Here is an 18587-nt window from a genome sequence, read left to right on the forward strand (position 1 = left end):
CTCGCAAGCCCGTTGCCCCTCTCTAAAGCCGGGTTGGTTGAAAAGCGGAAGGTGTTCATACCCCTTTTTCTATGTTTGAGATAGGTCATTCTGCCAACAGTCCGGCTCCCCTATTCATCTGTCAACCATACTCTTTCGCTCCGCTCTCATGGAACTGGCTATTGAACACCTCTCCAAAACATACCCCAATGGCACTCGCGCCCTTAATAATGTGACGTTGCGCATTGCACCGGGCATGTTTGGTTTGCTAGGCCCCAACGGCGCCGGAAAGTCGTCGTTGATGCGCACTATTTCTACACTACAGGAAGCTGATTCGGGCAGCATTACGCTCGGGGATATTGACGTGCTGCGCCAGCCGGAGCAAGTACGCCAGGTGCTAGGCTATCTGCCGCAGGAGTTTGGCGTGTACCCTAAAGTATCGGCGGCGGAGCTACTGGAGCATTTTGCGGTGCTGAAAGGCATCAGCAATAAGCGTGAGCGGCGGCAAGTGGTAGATGCGCTACTGCACCAAACCAACCTGTGGGAAGCTCGCAACAAGAACTTGGGCGGCTACTCTGGCGGCATGAAGCAACGCTTTGGCATTGCCCAGGCCCTGCTCGGCGACCCTAAGCTCATCATTGTGGATGAGCCCACCGCTGGCCTCGACCCCACTGAGCGCAACCGCTTCCATAACCTGCTGGCCGAAATTGGGGAGAACCGCATCGTAATTCTGAGCACGCACATCGTGTCCGATGTGTCGGACTTGTGCCGACAGTTCGCCATCATCAACAAAGGCCAGGTGCTGCACACCGGCGACCCACTGCAGGCCATTGAGGAAATGCGCGGACAGATCTGGCGGCGTAGCGTGAGCAAAGAGGAGCTAGGCCAGTATCAGCAGCAGTTCTCCGTGATTTCGTCGCGCCTGTTTGCGGGCCAAACCATCATTCACGTGCACAGCCTTGCGCAGCCCGGCAATGGTTTTGAGGCCGTAGAGCCCACGCTGGAGGACGTGTATTTCGCCCGCATTCACGCGGCCGAGCAGGTAGCCGCAGCAGTAACGCAAGGATAATCATACGTCAGGCACTGGCCTACACCCCAAAAGAGACTGACTATGTTTCGAGAGATATTCCTGTTTGAAATTCGGTACCGCCTGAAACGACCGGCTACGTACATCTACTTTATCCTGCTGACGGCCATGGCCTTCCTGCTCATGCTAGCCGTGGGCGGCGTGTTTGGCGCCAACGTGACCGTGGGCGGAGGCGGTGGTCGGGTGCTGGCTAACTCGCCCTACCAGATTACGGCCATCCTGATGGTCATGAGCCTATTCGGGAGCTTTATTACTTCCTCCATGATGGGTACGCCGGTGTACCGCGACTTTGAGCACCGCACGCACTCCCTGTACTACACCACGCCCATCACCAAGTTTGGCTACCTCGGCGGGCGCTTTCTGGGCTCGTTTGTTGTGACGGTGGGCATTTTCCTGGGGGCCGCGCTAGGCCTGTGGCTGGCAACCTATTGGCCTACGATGCTGCCGGCCAAGCTGGGGCCGAACCATCTGGCCACCTACCTGCAGCCCTATCTGCTCATTGTTATTCCCAACCTGTTTCTGACGGGCGCTATCTTTTTTACCGGTGCTACGCTATCGAGGTCGGCTCTGGCTATTTACCTGGGTGGGGTACTTTTCTTGGTGCTATATACCATCAGCGCCAACATTAAGCAAAACTTGGATAGCGAAACGCTGAAGAACCTGATGGACCCGCTGGGTGCCAGCGCCATCGACCTGACCCAGCGTTACTGGACCGTGGCCGAGCGCAATACGCAGCTGCTATCCTGGACGACCTATATGGTCCAAAACCGGCTGCTGTGGGGCACCGTAGGCCTGCTGACGCTGGTGGCGTGCTACGTCTTTTTCCAGTTTTCCTTCGCTAATAAAGGCGCTTCCGGGTCGCGGCCCAAAGCGGCGCTGGGTGTAGTAGCGGCTCCTACCTCATTACAGCTGCCTACTGTCACGCCGCGCTTCACTCCTGGCCTAGCGTGGGCCCAGCTGGGCCGCCTGCTCCGCCTGGAGTTTTTTAGCACCATCCGGAGCGTTTACTTTATTGGCATCCTGGGGGCGGGCCTGCTGTTTCTGCTGATTTCGGGGCTACAGGTAGGGAAAATCTATGGCACAAACACCTACCCCGTTACGCCGGTGGTGGTGCAGTTGCTGGTGGGCACCTTCGCCTTGTTCCAGCTCATCATTATCACCTTCTACTCGGGGGAGCTGGTGTGGCGCGAGCGGGACTCCAATATTCATCAGATCTATGATGCCATGCCCATGCCCAGCTGGGTGCCGTTCGTGGCCAAGCTGGGGGCTCTGATGCTGATTCAGGTGGGTTTGCTGGCCTTGGTAATGCTTTGCGGGCTGCTGCTACAAACCGGCATGGGCTATTTCCGCTACGAGCTGGATGTGTACGTGAAGGAGCTGTTCGGCTTTCAGCTGATTAATATGCTGCTGATGTGCGTGCTGGCCATGCTGGTACAGGTGCTGGTGAATAATAAGTTCATGGGGCACTTCATCATGATCGTGTACTACCTGTTCAACATTTTCAAGGGCCAGCTAGGCCTGGAGCATAACCTCTACAGCTATGCCTCCGACCCCGGCGCGCAGTACTCAGCCATGAATGGCTACGGTCACTTTGTGCTGCCTTACTTCACCTTTAAGGTGTACTGGGCGTTGTTTGCGGTGCTATTGGCGCTGGGCAGCAGCTTGCTGTGGCCTAGGGGCACCGAAACCCGCTTTTCCTGGCGCTGGCAGCAGTTCAAGAGTAGCTTCTCGCCGGGTTTGCGCGTGCTGGCGGGCGTAGCACTGGTGGCTTTCGCGGGCCTGGGCGCCTACATCTTCTATAATACCAACGTACTGAACACCTACCGCACCACTGCCCAACAGCAGAAGCTGCAGGCTGGCTATGAGAAGACGTACAAGCGCTTCGCCAAACGGCCGCAGCCGCGCATTGTGGCCGTAAACGTGGCGGTGGATATGTTCCCCGAAGAGCGCGACATTCGGTACCGGGGTTCCTACTGGCTGCTGAACCGCAGCGCCCAGTCCATCGACTCGGTGCAGATTCTCAGCAACGGCAAGGCCGACATCAAGCAAATGACCCTGGCCCGCCCCGGCAAGGAGGTACTGCATGATAAGCTAGATGAGCTGGACTTCCGCATTGTGCGCCTCACCCAGCCCCTGCAGCCCGGCGACTCGGTGCAGCTGAACTTCGACCTGGCCTACACCAACCCTGGCTTCGAGAACAACGGATCCAATACCAGCGTGGTATACAATGGCACATTCGTGAACAACTCCCAGCTGCCCCGCATCGGCTACCAAGAGGGCTACGAGCTCGGCGACGATGATGTGCGCAAAGAGCAAGGCCTGCAGCCCAAACCGCGCATGGCTTCGGTAAATGATTCGGCGGCCCGCATGCGGAACTACATCAGCGGCGACGGCGACTGGATTCGGTTTGAAGCCACCCTCAGCACCTCCCCCGACCAAATTGCCATTGCGCCGGGCTACCTACAGAAGGAATGGACGAAAGATGGGCGCCGCTACTTCCACTACAAAATGGATGCGCCTATTCTGAATTTCTACTCCTTCCTCTCAGCCCGGTACGAGGTGTATAAGGATAAGTGGAACAACGTACCCATTGAGATTTACTACCAGCCCGGCCACGAGTACAACCTCAAGCGCATGGCCACGGGCGTAAAAAAGGCCCTGGAGTACTACACGGCTAACTTCGGCCCCTACCAGCACCGGCAGGTGCGGATTCTGGAGTTTCCCGGTTACAGCAGCTTCGCGCAGAGCTTCCCTAACACCATTCCGTTCTCCGAAAGCATCGGCTTCGTGGCCCATGTAGATTCTACTGACCCCGAGGATATTGACTACCCGCTCTACGTGACGGCCCACGAGGTGGCGCACCAGTGGTTTGGCCACCAGATTGTGAGCGGCGACGTGCAAGGCGGCACGCTTATGTCGGAAACGCTGAGCCAGTACGGTGCCCTGATGGTGATGAAGCACATTTATGGCGAGGAGAAAATGAAGCGCTTCCTCAAATTTGAGCTCAACTCTTACCTCACCGGCCGCACCACGGAGCGCAAGAAAGAAGTGCCACTGTACCTGGTAGAAAACCAGCCCTACATTCATTACCGCAAGGGCTCGTTGGTGATGTATGCCCTGCAGGACTACCTGGGCGAAGCGGCCGTAAACGACGCCCTTAAGGAGTACCACGATAAAGTGGCCTACCAGCGCCCCCCTTTCACCAACTCCGTAGAGTTTGTGGGCTTTATGCGCAAACACACGCCCGATTCGCTGCAATACGTGGTGACGGATCTGTTTGAGCGCATTACGCTCTATGAGAATAAAGTAGACTCGGCTACATACCGCAAGCTCCCGAACGGGCAGTACCGGGTGCAGTTCACGGTGGATACCAAGAAGCTCTACGCCGACTCACTGGGCAACGAAACTGCCGACTCGAAAGCCCGCGACTTTATTGATGTGGGCGTAATAGGCCGCAAAAAGATTAACGGCGAGTGGCAGGATGTGCCGCTCATGGTGCAAAAGCGCCGCCTTACCCCTGGCCGCAACCGCCTAGAATTTACAGTGCCCGAGAAGCCAGAGCGGGTCGGTATCGACCCGTACAACAAGCTCATTGACCGTAACCCCAACGACAACGTGAAGGCACCGGAAGAGAAAAAGGCGTAGCCAGGCTCGTCTGTCATTGCGAGCGAAGTGAGGAAACTGGGTTACTGGCCTAGAAGCTTGATCCCGATTCCTCGCTTCGCTCGAAATGACAGTTCTGGATACCTTAACAGGCCTAGATATAGAAGCCCAGCCGTTACTGGCTGGGCTTTTTATTGGGAAAAGACCAACTACAGCTTTGCTACCTTTGCGGCCAGAAACCATTGCGGCGCTAGGCCACTAACTTTGGCCCGGAATCTGCAATACGCCTTCATAACACTGCTTTTCTGCTATTCTGCCTGTCTTCTTCTGAACATGAAACGTATCTTATTCTTTGCTGCCGCTGTGCTGGCTTTCTCTACCGCCCAGGCTCAGACGTCGCCGACCAAGGTGAAAACCAAAACCAAGACTGCTAACGGCACGGAAATCAAAACCAAGTCGGAGGCTGCTGCTGAGCCGGTTACGCTGAATGGCCCCATCAAGCGGGTAGAAACACTCTCGGGCATTGATATTTTCCCGACTTCTGACGGGCAGCGCATTATGCTCAGCTTCACGCAGCAGTTCACCGTGCCCGGCACCCTGGTAATGACCAACTATAAAAAGGTACCAGTGTACACTACCGCTCTTGACCCCCAGAACAACACCGGTGAGCCAGTTGATTTGGGCCGCATTCCGGCAGGCTCCTATCTGGTAGAGGCCAAAACTGGCAACTACGTGTACTGGAAGAAGGTCAACATCAAGTACCCTTCAACGGCGGTATCTAAAAAGCGCCGCTAGGCCACTCTTGGCACCTTCTGCAGCTCCGAAATCGTTCTGGTTTCGGAGCTTTGCTTTATTGCCCGCCGCCCAGGTGGCCTAGGGCTTCTTCTGACTCTTGTTACTTCCTTTTTGATGAAAGTATTGCAGTTTTTCCGGGCCGCGCCGCTTCTGCTGGTGCTAGGTGCTTTGCTAGCCTTTGCTGGCCCTAAGCTGAAAAAGACGGCCGTTACTAAAAATATTTCCGTGGGCGTGCCCGAAGGGTTTCAACCCCTCCCCGACGATGGCATTGCGGCCAAATATCCTGCCCCACGCAAACCGCTGGCCGTATTCAGCAACCCCAATGGCCGCGTCGACTTCAGCGTAGCGCAGAAACCTACCACCTTCAGCAACCGCGACTATCCGCTGCTGCTCAAGATTTACAAAGCCAGCATTCAGAACATGTACTCCAAGGTGGAGTTTCTGAAGGAAGAGGTGCGCACCGTGAACAAGCGCGAATTTGTGGCCCTGGAGTTTGTCTCGACGGTCACCGATAACCGCCGCGGCAGCAACCTGGCTCCCATCCGCAAGTACCAGATGGTGCAATACGCCATTGAGGGCGACCAGCTTTTCGTATTTACGTTTGATGCCCCGGCTGAGGAGCAGCGTCAGTGGCAACCCGTAGCTCAGGGGGTTATGGCTAGCATCAACATGAAATAAGCGGTGAGGTAGTAGAGTCGTATAGTCACTCAGCCCATCAGCCGCTCAACCGCCTCATCCTGACGCAGGCAGGTTCTTCTCACACTGGCAGAGTACTGGCCTAATGTAGAAAGATCCTGCCTGCGCCAGGATGAGGTGCTAAAGAGCCTTGCCACCTTCCTTCTTCACAACTTCGCAAATACACCACGTATGACTCTTTCTCTTTATTCTGATGAGCAATACATGCGCGAGGCACTAAAGCAGGCCCGGTATGCTTTCGAGGAAGAAGAAATTCCGATTGGAGCGGTAGTAGTGATGGACCGCCAGATTATTGCCCGGGCCTACAATCAAACCGAGAAGCTGCGCGACGTAACAGCCCACGCTGAAATGCTGGCCCTTACGGCCGCCGCCAACCATCTCGGCAACAAGTACCTACAGGAGTGCACGCTCTACGTCACGGTAGAGCCCTGCGTGATGTGCGCGGGGGCCACGGCGTGGTCTCAGGTGAAGCGCGTGGTATATGGCACCCATGAGCCCAAGTTTGGCTTTCGGCGGCACGGCAATCTGCTCCACCCCAAATCGGAACTGGTAACGGGCATCCTGGCCGACGAGTGCGGGGCCTTGATGCAGGATTTCTTTGCCCGGAAGCGGAGATAAGCGGTAATCGGCTACTTTTGGCCGCGTTCGTAACCCTAAGTGGGTTGCAGCGGTTATAACCTGACGCCCGGCCGCTGCTTCTCCTGAAGCGCTAGGCCAGGCATAAGGAGTTGTCTCTCATTCCACCTTACAAACACATTCCAATCATGGCTTTCGAACTGCCCCAACTGCCCTACGCCTACAATGCTCTGGAGCCGCACATTGATGCGCAGACGATGGAAATTCACCATACCAAGCACCACCAGGCCTACGTAACCAACCTCAATAATGCCATTGCGGGCACGGAGCTGGAAGGTAAGTCGCTGGAAGAGCTGATGCACAACATTGCGGCCGCTCCGGCTGCGGTGCGCAACAACGGCGGTGGCCACTGGAACCACTCCTTATTCTGGACCATTCTGGGCCCCAACGGTGGCGGTGAGCCCACCGGTGCTATTGGCGAGGCCATCACCAAGGCTTTCGGCAGCTACGAGAAGTTCAAGGAAGAATTCACCAAGGCCGCTACTACGCGCTTCGGCTCTGGCTGGGCGTGGCTCTGCAAGCAGGCCGATGGCTCGGTGCAGATCTGCTCTACGCCTAACCAGGACAACCCCCTGATGCCCGACACCGGCTGCAAAGGCACCCCCGTACTGGGCCTCGACGTGTGGGAGCACGCCTACTACCTGAAGTACCAGAACCGCCGTCCCGACTATATCGCGGCCTTCTATAACGCTATCAACTGGGACGAAGTAAACCGTCGTTTCTCGGAGGCTGGCTAACCCTCTAGCCCTTCTTAGTTCTTGTGAAAGCCCTTCTGCCACACGCGGAAGGGCTTTTTATTTGCCTAGGCGTATCCAACAAATATGAGGCGCTTGGCTAGGCCACCCACAGGCCAAGGCCGGCTGGCCTACGCACTTAGCCAGGAAAGATTTCTTGTATCTTTAGGTTCAAAATACTGTCCCCTTTCTTTTTTCAACCGCAATTACATGAGTACGAAGCTGCGTCTCATTATTCTGAGCTTTTTACAGTTTTTTATCTGGGGTTCGTGGCTGATAACTATCGGTGCGTACTGGTTCCAGACCAAGCAGTGGTCGGGGGCCCAATTCGGGGCTATTTTCTCCACCATGGGCATTGCCTCCATCTTCATGCCCTCCCTCATGGGCATTGTGGCCGATAAATGGATGAACGCCGAGAAGCTCTATGGACTGCTGCACATTCTGGGTGGCCTAGTGCTCCTCACTATCCCCTTCGTGGCCGACCCCGGCACGTTTTTCTGGGTGATTCTGCTGAACATGATCTTCTACATGCCCACGCTGGCCCTCTCCATTGCCGTGTCGTACTCGGTGCTGAAGCGCGAGGGGTATGATGTGGTTAAGTATTACCCACCCATTCGGGTGTGGGGCACCGTTGGCTTCATTGTGGCCATGTGGACGGTGAGCCTACTAGGTTTCGAGAAATCAGCCAACCAGTTTTACGTGGCAGCCGCGGCGGCCATTCTGCTAGGCCTCTACTCATTTACGCTGCCCAAGTGCCCCCCCACTGCCAAAGACACGCCGAGCCGTTCTCTGGTAGATGTGCTGGGCCTCAAGTCGTTTGCCCTGCTGCGCGACACCAAGATGCTGACCTTCTTCCTGTTCGCACTCCTACTGGGCGCGGCGCTGCAGCTCACCAATGCTTACGGCGACACTTTCCTGCACGATTTTGACAAGGTGCCAGCTTACCAGGATACGTTTGCGGTGAAGTATCCGGCCATCATCATGTCTATCTCGCAGATTTCCGAGACGCTGTTTATCCTGGCTATTCCCTTCTTCCTGCGCCGCTTTGGCATTAAGCAAGTAATGCTGTTCAGCATGCTGGCCTGGGTGCTGCGCTTTGGCCTACTGGCCTACGGCACCCCCGATAACCCCGGCATCTGGCTGATTGTGCTTTCCTGCATTGTGTATGGCATGGCCTTCGACTTCTTCAACATCTCCGGCTCGTTGTTCGTCGAAACCCAGACGGCATCGTCCATCCGGGCCAGCGCCCAGGGCTTGTTCATGATGATGACCAATGGCTTCGGCGCGGTGCTCGGCAGTTCAGTGAGTGGCATCGTTATCGAGAAGTACTTCACCGCTGCCGACGGTATCACGAAGGACTGGCACAGCATCTGGCTAGCATTTGCTGCTTACGCCCTGGTTATTGCGGTGCTATTCGTTGTTCTTTTCAAGCACAAGCACAATCCGCAGCAGCTTGAGGATACCGAGCCTTCCGAGCACTTGTTGTCGGTGGAGCCGGCCTAGGCCTACCATACGCATAATGAGCTAACCTGCGCCGCCCGTGCCGCCATCTGGCGGGGCGGGCGGCGCAGCCATTTTCTCTTCCTTTATCCAGTCAGATATGAGTACAGAATTACCCATTATTTCTGCCTCAGCGCCCAGTTGTGCTGATACGTTCGATAGTACAAACTACTTTCTCCCACTGGCGTGGTTTAACCAGCACTTTGGTGTGCTGCCGCGCAAGCTCATCTTTCAGCTGGCCAATACCGACGCCCGCACGGCTGTACTGCAGGCTCTTGGTGCTCGCTATGACTTGGAGCAGGCCACCGTAGCCCACTCAGTATACATTGAAAAGGTAGACCAAGATCCTGAGTTAAACGTATGGGCGCTGCGGCTAGCCCCGCACCTGCTACTGCTTGTCGGCGACTACGGGACCTACAATGAGCGGGGCGTACAGGTTTTTTACTCTCCCGCCACCGATGCAGCCGAACTGGCGGCCCTACGTGAACTGCTACTGGCACACGTTGAAACCGGGCAGCAAGAGCGGCAGCGGATTCACGTGCTGCGCCTGGCCTACAACGACCTGGAGTTCACGCCCCTCGACATCAAGATTCCGGCACTGGACCTAAGCACTCACTACAACGACGACCTGCTGCCCGCCCACGAGACCATTGTGCGGCGCCTGCAGCAGCCCCAAGACAAAGGAATTGTTATTCTGCACGGGCCGCCCGGCACTGGCAAGACCAGCTACATTCGTCACCTCTGCGGCCTTACTGATAAGCCCAAGCTGTTCATTCCGCCCAACCTAGCTGCCCGCATCGCCGACCCCGAGTTTATCAACCTGCTCCACGATAATACCAACTCCATCCTCATCATTGAGGACGCGGAGGCGCTACTGACCAAGCGCGACGCGGCCGGCGGTGGCCCTAGCGCCGTCAGCAACCTACTCAACCTCTCCGACGGGTTGCTAGCCGACTGCTTCCATATTCAGGTAGTGTGCACTTTCAATACCGACCTCTCCCGCATCGACAGCGCGCTATTGCGCAAGGGCCGGCTAATTGCAGCATATCATTTTCAGCCCCTTGCCGAGGCTAAAGCCGAAGCCCTAGCTAGCAGTCTAGGCCACCACTCTGTACTGGGAGCTGCCACTGTACTAGCCGATATCTATAACCGTGAAGAGGGAGAATATGAGGTAGGTAAAACTGCCAAACGCATCGGTTTCGGAGTGCATAAGTAAGCTCCTCAGTACATATTCAGTATAAATCTGGCATTAAACCAGTATAAATAAAAAGCCGCTTTGCACTCAGCAAAGCGGCTTTTTGTGCAATATAAGAGGCTCTGATGCTTAGAGCTACTCACGGATGCAGAAAGAGATATAGGCCCCGTTCAATCCTGCTTTTTAAGCTAAGCTCCTTAAGATACAAGGCTGCTGCATGAGACGAATAATTACGCTGAGCATAGTCACCATAGAGGAACGCCATCAGATAATAAACGGCATTCCTTTGGGCCTACTACAGCACAGTAATACGCTTCATAATCCGGCCTTTTGCAGTTTTCACCACCACTACGTACAACCCGGCCCGATGCCTTGCTAGTGGCAGTGTGAGTTCATCGCCCACAGCCGCAGATGCCGTTTGGCTGCTGATTAAGCTACCACGGGCATCATACACCCACACCTGCTGTACCGTAACATCTGCTTTCTGCCAATTGACTTTCACATCTCCTTGCGTAGGGTTAGGATACACCACAACGGCATCATGAGGAGCAAGTGCCGTGACAGTAAAGTTCTGAGAGGAGCGCCCCTGGCCTCCCACCCCCGACACCATTAAGGCGCCCGTGCTGGCTCCGCGGGGCACTAAAGCTAGTAGGCGAGTAGCCGAGGTTTCCAGTACTTGCGCAGCCACACCGTTGAAATAGATGGAATCGGCTTTTCCTTCCTCATGGAAGTTTCGCCCTTCTATGGTCACCAGGGTTCCTACCGTTCCCGCTTGCGGCGAAAAGGATGTGATAGTAGGCGCGGGAATAACCGTAAAATCAGCGGCACCCATGGCTTCACCCCCTGGAGTCTGAACCTTAATTTGGCCTGACTGAGCTCCAGCGGGTACTTTCACCAGCAAGCTGCGGCTGGCAGCCTGTTGCAGCACCTGGGCCGTGCGGCCGCCAGTAAACGTAACCACGTTGCGGGCGGCGTTGGTGGAGAAGTTTGTACCACTTAGGCTTATCGTTGCCCCTACACTGGCTCTACCCGGTGCTACGGCCGTAAGGGTAGGCGCATACCACACCATGAAGGCTTGCGGGCTTTCCACTGCTCCCCCTCGCGTACGCAACCGAAGTTTGCCCAGCGTAGCTCCAGCAGGCACCTCCACCTGTAGGGTAGTAGCAGAAGCCTGCAGCACGCGAGCTGCTACCCCGTTAAACTCAACCGTGTCTTGTGCAGCCAAAGCTGAGAAATGGGTACCCGTTACTGTGACAACAGTTCCCGGGCGTCCTTCACTGGGTGCAACGTCCGTGATAGTCGGCGGCTGAAATACGGTGAAGTTGCTACGGCTTGTGCCATCAGAAGTGGTTAGCACCAGTGAGCCAGTAGTAGCTCCGGCTGGTACCCGTACCGTGAGTGTGGTAGCCGTAGCACTCAGCACAGGCGCTGCTACTCCGTCGAAAACAACACGATTTGCCGTAGCCGTAGGTAAGAAATGGCGGCCGGTAAGCGTAACAAGCGTACCGAAGCGGCCTTCCGCAGGCGCTACGCTGGCAATAGCGGGCAGCGCTAGCACATCAGAATAGGAAAGCGCCACGGCTGGATCAACCGTACGCGGCACATCATAGATACGGTTGGTGGTTGTGTTCGTGCGTACTGGTTCGTTGTAGTCGAAGAAAATATCAGCGAAATTATCGATGCGGGTACGGGCCGCAAGCACCGCCTTCGGCCGGATGCTAAACTGTATCAGGCCGTTGCTACCCAAGGGGTTGCTGGCACTGTCGGGCAGCATAATGTTGTCGAAGGTGAAGGTGAGCACCGGGCGCTGCTGGCCTGCTACCGCAAGCCGGTATGAATGTGACGCCGCGTTTATTTGCAGAGTGCTCAGGTCCAGATCAGCCGAAATCGTATCAACCACCACTACCCGGTAGGCCACATCATTGCCGGTATTTTGAAACCGCACTTGGTAACGCAAGGCCTGATTGGTAGGCGTAAAATGCTGGGCCGTGACGCCTACGGGCACTACTTGCTTATCATTGGGGTCATACGAGTCGAGGATGGGCTGGCAATCTTCGGCCATTTCTGGAGCGGTTTCCGCTGGAGGCATTGCCATCATAGCTGGGCTAGGCGCCGAGCTGGTGCGCAGCCCGGGTAGCTCCACCGTGGCACTGGCCACTCTACTGGTTGGATGCTGATCAGGCTGGTCAGTTTCGATGCGGACGACTGGGCCCGTAGCCGTCCATCTAAATACTAGGCTGTCGCGCGAGGCCAACGATATGTTGCGCTGTAAAGCAAGTTGCGCATCCTGGTAAATGCGTAGGCCTACACTATCGGTGGTAGCGCCTAGGCCACTATTGCGCACCACAAAGCGCACTTGGTTACCAGCTTGCTCATGGCCACTGACGGTGAGGGAAGCCTGGTCCCAGCCAGAGGAGGTGGGGTACGTATTACCGGGAGTAATCCAGGCTTTGGTACATAATGTAAGGCCCCGAATGCCTGTATTACCGCAACTCACGGAATCCTCAATGCTGATTATACCGCGCTGGTTGGGCTGCAGGGTACCCACTTCAAAAAGGTAGTTGCCTGCGGCATCACGGGTATGGGGCACATTGGCGCGCAGAAAGTTGACGTACTGCGGCAAGGCTACTTTAACCACAGCATTGCTTGCCGCAGCGTACCCAATGTTGGCGTACGAAACAGTAGTGACGTTCCGGGCGCACCGGCGACGGCGGCCAGCTACGTTGATGGTCAAGTACGATGCGGCGCTTACTCGGTCACCAAAATCAGGACCTACCACTGAGGTGCCGTAGGAGGTAAACCGGAGGGGCACTGAATTGCTACAAAGCGGCTGAACTATGTGGCCTGGCTGCTGGGTAGGCACTATCTGGCGCAGAACAAACGTGCCGGTATCTACCTCTATACTGTAGTTGCCATTTTCGTCTGAAAGGCCATAATAGTTACCCGGCTCGGCCACTATCACCATGTTTGGTAGCCCCGGCTCCGTCGGGTCTGGCGTGCAGTTGTTATTCAGGTCTTGGTACACCCTGCCTGTAATCAGGTTAGCGGGGTGCAGGTCAGTGGCGGTATAAAACCGGAGAACATCATTGTTTACCATACCCGTCACAAGCCGGGTACCATTTGAGTTTATGGCCAGCAAGTTGGCCCGTACAGGCAGCTTTTTCTGCTGGCTACTGTTAGCGGCATACATGGTCACGAAGTCATCTTTGCCCACACTGGCGTAGATGTTGCCCGCTCCATCAACTGCAAAGCCGGCATCGTAAGGACTTAATGAAGCCGAACCGGTAAAGGAGGGTGGAAACACTGAAACCACTTCCCGGATGAGCTGCCCAGTAGACGTGAACTTTTGTACCCGGCTCCCAGCTCCGTCTAGCACATACACGTTGCCACGAATGTCTACCAACACACCTCGCGGAGCATAGAACTTTCCGGGTCCGGGCCCAGGCCAGCTGCCGCTTCCACCTGCCCCTATATTCTGCAAAAACTGCCCCTGCGGGCTGTACTTACGCACCCCACTATAATGATCGAGTACGTACAGATTACCAATAGCATCAACTGCAAGGTCGGTGGGCCAATACCCATTGGGATTTGTCTGCGGGTTGGGTAATGGAATTTTGCTCAGGAAGCGGCCTTGGGCATCAAATTTCTGAATGCGCGGTTCACCGCTTTCCAAGGCATACACATTGCCAAGCGCATCCAAGGCAATGCTGGTCACGGGGCCGTTAAATTGGCCATTAGCTGAGCCACGTGACCCAAATGCTCCTACTTCCAGACCAGCCGGATTGCGCCGAACTATCTTCTGCTGTTTAGCATCATAATAGTACAGGTTACCAGCTTGATCGAGGCGCAGATAGTTTCCTAACACGGCCTCATTGCCCCATTGCTGCACCAAACTACCCGTAGCACTATACTTGCGAATAGTGCTGAAGCTAGGGTCCCGATCCGTAGCATCAACGGCGTACACATTACCCGTCGCATCTATGCCTAGGGCTGCATGAATCCCATAAAAAGTAGGGGCTCCCGAGCCGAAAGCCTCAAGGTGGTTTCCCTGTGGGCTGTATTTCTGGATGTAGCTCAGGCGTGAGCTAACCAGGTAGATGTTGTTGCTTGCATCCAACAGCATCCCATTGCTTTGGTCATTGAGCGTAGAGCCCGGTACCCGCAACGATAGGCTGTTCAGGAGCTGCCCAGATGGGCTAAGCTTCACGGCGGTATAATCCCGGTTGAGCACGTACACGTTGTTATCCGGCCCAAGCTTCACATCGGTAGGCTGTACCAGTGCCAAGCTGCCGCCCGGAGCATACACCCACACTACCTGCCCGTTCGCAGCAAACTTCTGCACACGGTTGTTGCCAGAATCTGCCACGTAGATATTGCCGGCGGCGTCTACCGCTGCTCCTTTGGGCTGCAGCAGTTGCCCCTGCCCTGCTCCCTGAGTCCCAAATTGCGTAAGTGAATCGCCGACAACGCTGTATTTTCGAATAAAGCCCAGTGTTTGGTTTACTACATAAATGCTCCCGTGGCCATCTAATGCCAGGGCACTCCAATCAGGAGTGCGCGTGGCAGAGCGCAAGGGAATCACTCCCCTGTACTGACCATTCGGGTCAAGCTTGGTAATCCCTAAACGATCCAGCACATACATGTTGCCGGCTTGGTCCAGCTTGATATCCAGCGGTAGGTCTAGGGGAGTACCGAGCATTCGCTCTAAACGAAACTCACGAAGCTGTCCGAAGGCCGATAAGCAACTTGTAAGAAGTAGTAGCAGCAGTAAACGTTTTCGCATTCAATGGATAATTAGATAGAAGACTAGTTGATGCAAGCCAAAGGTACTGCTACTCAAGTTGGACTTTACCAGCAATCTCAAATTTATTAGCAGTACACACCAGCGCTTGGGAAAGAAAGCTTGCAACAGAAAATCAGCTGTTCAGTTAACTAGGCTTACAGCCATCGAAAGAGGCATAGTAAATCAGGATCAGCCGCTTTGAGGGGGTCTACAGACATTACTGCAACGCCTTATCACCGCATGCGATGCCTATGTGCGAGGCAGCGGCCCAACCTTTCCTGCTCAACAAACTGAACAAGGCAGACTTTCGGCGCAATAAGATTTTTACCGTAATCGCATTAAAATATATAAGGATAACAAAGTATACCCTGCGGCTTTAATTATAGGTCACTATACAGGGCGACCCAAACTAAGCAGCGCTACTCCCAGACTTTTGCCAATAAAAAAAGCCGCTCTGCAGTACGCAGAGCGGCTTTTTTGCGCAATATAGGCGCTAGGGCAATTAGAATTGCTCGTCAGCCGAGAAGAAGAAGTCGCCTTCAATCTGTGCGTTTTCGTCGGAGTCAGAACCGTGCACGGCGTTGGCCTCAATGCTCTTGGCGTACTTCTTACGGATGGTGCCTTCAGCAGCTTGGGCGGGGTTGGTAGCGCCAATCAGGGTGCGGAAGTCAGCTACGGCGTTGTCCTTCTCCAGGATAGCTGCCACGATGGGGCCCGAAGACATGTACTTCACCAGGTCGCCGTAGAAAGGGCGCTCAGCGTGTACTTCGTAGAATTTACCAGCACGCTCAGGAGTCAAACGTACTTTTTTCAGCGACACGATGCGGAAACCACCCTCTTCGATCATGCTCAGGATACCACCGATGTGGTTTTCCTGGGTAGCGTCGGGCTTAATCATCGTGAACGTGCGGTTGGTGGCCATACTAGTGGGGCTAAAGTTGGGGTTGGAATAAAATCGTGAGGAGCCACAAACAGGAAGTTTGCGGCCGCAAAAGTAGCCGTTTTATTTGGTGTGGTGAAGCCCCAACGGTTTTCACCCAAGGCCCAAGGGCCCTCTACAGGTAATGCTATTGACGAACCGCTCCCATTATTGAACCTTATCTCGGCGCTACTGCTTCTGCTTTTTATGCAGAAGGTAACGCTTACGGCTCCTAGGCCTAGTCGTTACGGAGTTAACAACCAGCTAAATGCACCAATCTGAGGCCGGTTTTGTTGATACCCGGATTATTTCCGACTTTTGCCGTCTTTGTACGCGGCCTAACCGACCGAATTTCAGTCACCTACCCCGTAGGCAATGTCCACAATATCTGAGTTGAAGGAGCTGCTAGCGCAGCCCCGGCAGATCTTCATCACCACACACCACAAGCCCGACGCCGACGCGCTGGGCTCTTCCCTAGGCCTAGCGGGCTACCTTCGCAAGAAGGGCCACTCCGTTACGGTTGTCACGCCTTCCGACTATCCGAGCTTTCTGGCTTGGATGCCCGGCAACGACGAAGTGGTAGTGTACGAACCGCGCAAAAATGATGCGCAGGTGCGTGAAATCATCGGCACGGCCGAAGTGCTTTTCTGCCTTGACTTTTCCTGTCTGGGCCGCATTAGCGAGCTAGGTGAGTACGTGCGGCAGGCGCCGGGCACCAAGGTGCTCATCGACCACCACCAGGAACCCGAGGAGTTTGCCGACCTCGATTACTCCAACTCCAAAGCAGCCGCTACCGCTGAGTTGGTGTTTGAAGTAATTCGAGACTTGGGCGACCAAAACCTGATTGACACGGGTATTGGCGAATGCCTGTATGCCGGCATCATGACGGATACGGGCTCGTTCCGCCACCCTAGCACGTCCCGCAATGTGCACCTAATTATTGCCGAGCTGCTCAACGCAGGAATTAATCTCTCCGACGTACACCGCCGCATTTACGATTCCCATTCTGAGGAGCGCCTGCGCTTCCTGGGCTTCGTACTGAAAGATAAGCTAGTGGTGCTGCGCGAGTACAACACGGCCTACATTGCTATTACCGCCGACGAGTTGCGCCAGTACCATTCTAAAACTGGTGATACCGAAGGGCTTGTAAACTTTGCTCTGAGCATTGAGGGCATTGTATTTGCGGCTGTATTCATTGACCGGGGCCAAGCCATTAAAATTTCTTTCCGCTCCGTTGGAGACTTCTCCGTGAGCGAGTTTTCGCGCCGTCACTTTGAGGGCGGTGGCCATCATAATGCAGCAGGCGGAATCAGCCATATTCCGCTCAACGGCACAGTAGACCGCTTTCTGGGCCTCCTTCCACAGTACCAAGCCGACCTAGTTACGGCTCCGTTGGCGGTGGTGCCGCCAACGGCATAATTCGGCGTAACTTGGCCGCATAGTTTGTCTAACCCCCTAAACCCTTTCATGCTCTTCCAACGCAACTTTCTGAGCCTGGCCCTCGCTGCTGGTGTTCTGGGCCTCGCTTCCTGCAACAAGGGCGGCGGCGATTTCGCCAAAACCAAGTCGGGCATCGAGTACAAAGTATTCAAAAAAGAAGGCAGCAAGTACGACTCCCGCGAGATTAGCGCGGATGGCGACGCTACCTACAAAGACCGGATTGGCAAGATCATGGCGCTGCACGTGGAGTACCGCACCGGCAAAGACTCGGTGTTGTTCAACTCGCGTAAACAGCAGATGGGCTTCCCAGTGCGTGTGCCGCTTGACTCCGTGCGCAAAGCCCAGAAGGGTGGCCTAGAAGAAGCTATTTCCTTGCTGCAACCCGGCGACTCGGCCGTGTTCCGCTTTAATGTAGATACCATCTTCGCTAAGTCGTTCCGCCAGCCGGTGCCGCCTTTCATGCAGAAAGCCGGTAAAACCATGACCATGTTCGTGAAAGTGGACAAGATCCAGAGCCGCGACGAAGCCATGGCCGACGTGCAGAAGATGCAGGTGGAGCAGCAGAAGAAAATGCAGGTCTACGCTAAGCAGCAGCTTAAGAAAGACGACGTAGTACTGCAGGACTATATCAAGAAGAACAACCTGAACGCTCAGAAAGACACTTCAGGTGTGTACTACGTAGTGACGCAGCCCGGCTCGGGTGCTAAGCCCAAGGCTGGCCAGATTGTGTCGGTACAGTATAAAGGCACCTTGCTCGATGGCAAAGAGTTTGACTCTTCAGCTAAGGGCAACGGCGGCAAGCCTATTGAGTTTCCCATTGGCGTAGGCCAGGTAATTCCAGGCTGGGATAAAGCCATTCCGCTCCTGAACAAGGGCTCGAAAGCGACTATCCTGATTCCTTCGTCGCTGGCCTACGGGCAGCGCGGTGCGGGGGCTAACATCCCGGCCGATGCTGTTCTGCGCTTTGATGTAGAACTAGTAGACGTGAAGAATGCACCGCCGCAGCCCGCTGGCCCTAGCCAGGCTGACATTCAGCGGCAGATTGAGCAAATGCAACAGCAACAGCAGGGTCGATAAGCACCGATTCGGCTAGCACATTACCCCCGGTCCGGTGCAACCGGGCCGGGGCTTTTTGTATCTCCACTTTGACAGCCTCTTTCTCTATGCGTAAGCACCTATTGTTTTCTCGTTTACGGCCGACGTTGCTACTCGTGCTGTTT

General features: G+C 55.2%; 12 protein-coding genes. 10 read left to right on the plus strand and 2 right to left on the minus strand.

What is annotated here, in order from left to right; genetic code table 11:
- The first annotated feature begins 148 nt into the window (after positions 1–148).
- From EU557_RS05880 to EU557_RS05915, 8 genes are all read left to right on the plus strand, one after another.
- Positions 149–1048, plus strand: a complete 900-nt coding sequence (locus EU557_RS05880; protein ID WP_135529453.1) for an ABC transporter ATP-binding protein — start codon at positions 149–151, stop codon at positions 1046–1048.
- 42 nt (positions 1049–1090) lie between these two features.
- On the plus strand, positions 1091–4711 hold the full coding sequence (locus EU557_RS05885) for an ABC transporter permease/M1 family aminopeptidase (protein WP_135529454.1): 3621 nt from the start codon (positions 1091–1093) through the stop codon (positions 4709–4711).
- 291 nt (positions 4712–5002) lie between these two features.
- Complete coding sequence (locus EU557_RS05890) at positions 5003–5464, plus strand: hypothetical protein (RefSeq protein WP_135529455.1); 462 nt, start codon at positions 5003–5005, stop codon at positions 5462–5464.
- A gap of 114 nt (positions 5465–5578) precedes the next feature.
- Positions 5579–6142 carry a hypothetical protein gene (locus EU557_RS05895; protein WP_135529456.1) on the plus strand — a complete coding sequence of 188 codons (564 nt, stop codon included), beginning with the start codon at positions 5579–5581 and terminating at the stop codon, positions 6140–6142.
- A 189-nt stretch (positions 6143–6331) separates the two neighbouring features.
- Positions 6332–6778, plus strand: a complete 447-nt coding sequence (locus tag EU557_RS05900) for a nucleoside deaminase (RefSeq protein ID WP_135529457.1) — start codon at positions 6332–6334, stop codon at positions 6776–6778.
- Positions 6779–6924: 146 nt separating this feature from the next.
- Positions 6925–7533 (plus strand): superoxide dismutase, encoded by a 609-nt coding sequence (locus EU557_RS05905; RefSeq protein WP_135529458.1) that lies wholly within the window; start codon positions 6925–6927, stop codon positions 7531–7533.
- A 207-nt stretch (positions 7534–7740) separates the two neighbouring features.
- On the plus strand, positions 7741–9033 hold the full coding sequence (locus EU557_RS05910) for a nucleoside permease (protein WP_135529459.1): 1293 nt from the start codon (positions 7741–7743) through the stop codon (positions 9031–9033).
- 97 nt (positions 9034–9130) lie between these two features.
- Positions 9131–10246 (plus strand): AAA family ATPase, encoded by a 1116-nt coding sequence (locus tag EU557_RS05915; RefSeq protein ID WP_135529460.1) that lies wholly within the window; start codon positions 9131–9133, stop codon positions 10244–10246.
- A 274-nt stretch (positions 10247–10520) separates the two neighbouring features.
- Here EU557_RS05915 and EU557_RS05920 read toward each other — a convergent pair whose 3' ends face one another.
- Positions 10521–15008 carry a DUF7619 domain-containing protein gene (locus tag EU557_RS05920; RefSeq protein ID WP_135529461.1) on the minus strand — a complete coding sequence of 1496 codons (4488 nt, stop codon included), beginning with the start codon at positions 15006–15008 and terminating at the stop codon, positions 10521–10523.
- Between the two features lie 502 nt (positions 15009–15510).
- Positions 15511–15930: a nucleoside-diphosphate kinase gene (locus tag EU557_RS05925; RefSeq protein WP_135432762.1), complete on the minus strand. Its 420-nt coding sequence runs from the start codon at positions 15928–15930 to the stop codon at positions 15511–15513.
- Positions 15931–16302: 372 nt separating this feature from the next.
- On the opposite strand from EU557_RS05925, the gene EU557_RS05930 reads away from it, so the two are divergent.
- Positions 16303–17346 (plus strand): DHH family phosphoesterase, encoded by a 1044-nt coding sequence (locus EU557_RS05930; RefSeq protein WP_135529462.1) that lies wholly within the window; start codon positions 16303–16305, stop codon positions 17344–17346.
- Between the two features lie 48 nt (positions 17347–17394).
- Positions 17395–18444, plus strand: coding sequence for an FKBP-type peptidyl-prolyl cis-trans isomerase (locus EU557_RS05935; protein ID WP_135529463.1), 1050 nt, complete (start codon positions 17395–17397; stop codon positions 18442–18444).
- Positions 18445–18587: the final 143 nt, after the last annotated feature.

This window comes from Hymenobacter wooponensis, assembly GCF_004745865.1.
Taxonomy (GTDB): Bacteria; Bacteroidota; Bacteroidia; order Cytophagales; family Hymenobacteraceae; genus Hymenobacter; species Hymenobacter wooponensis.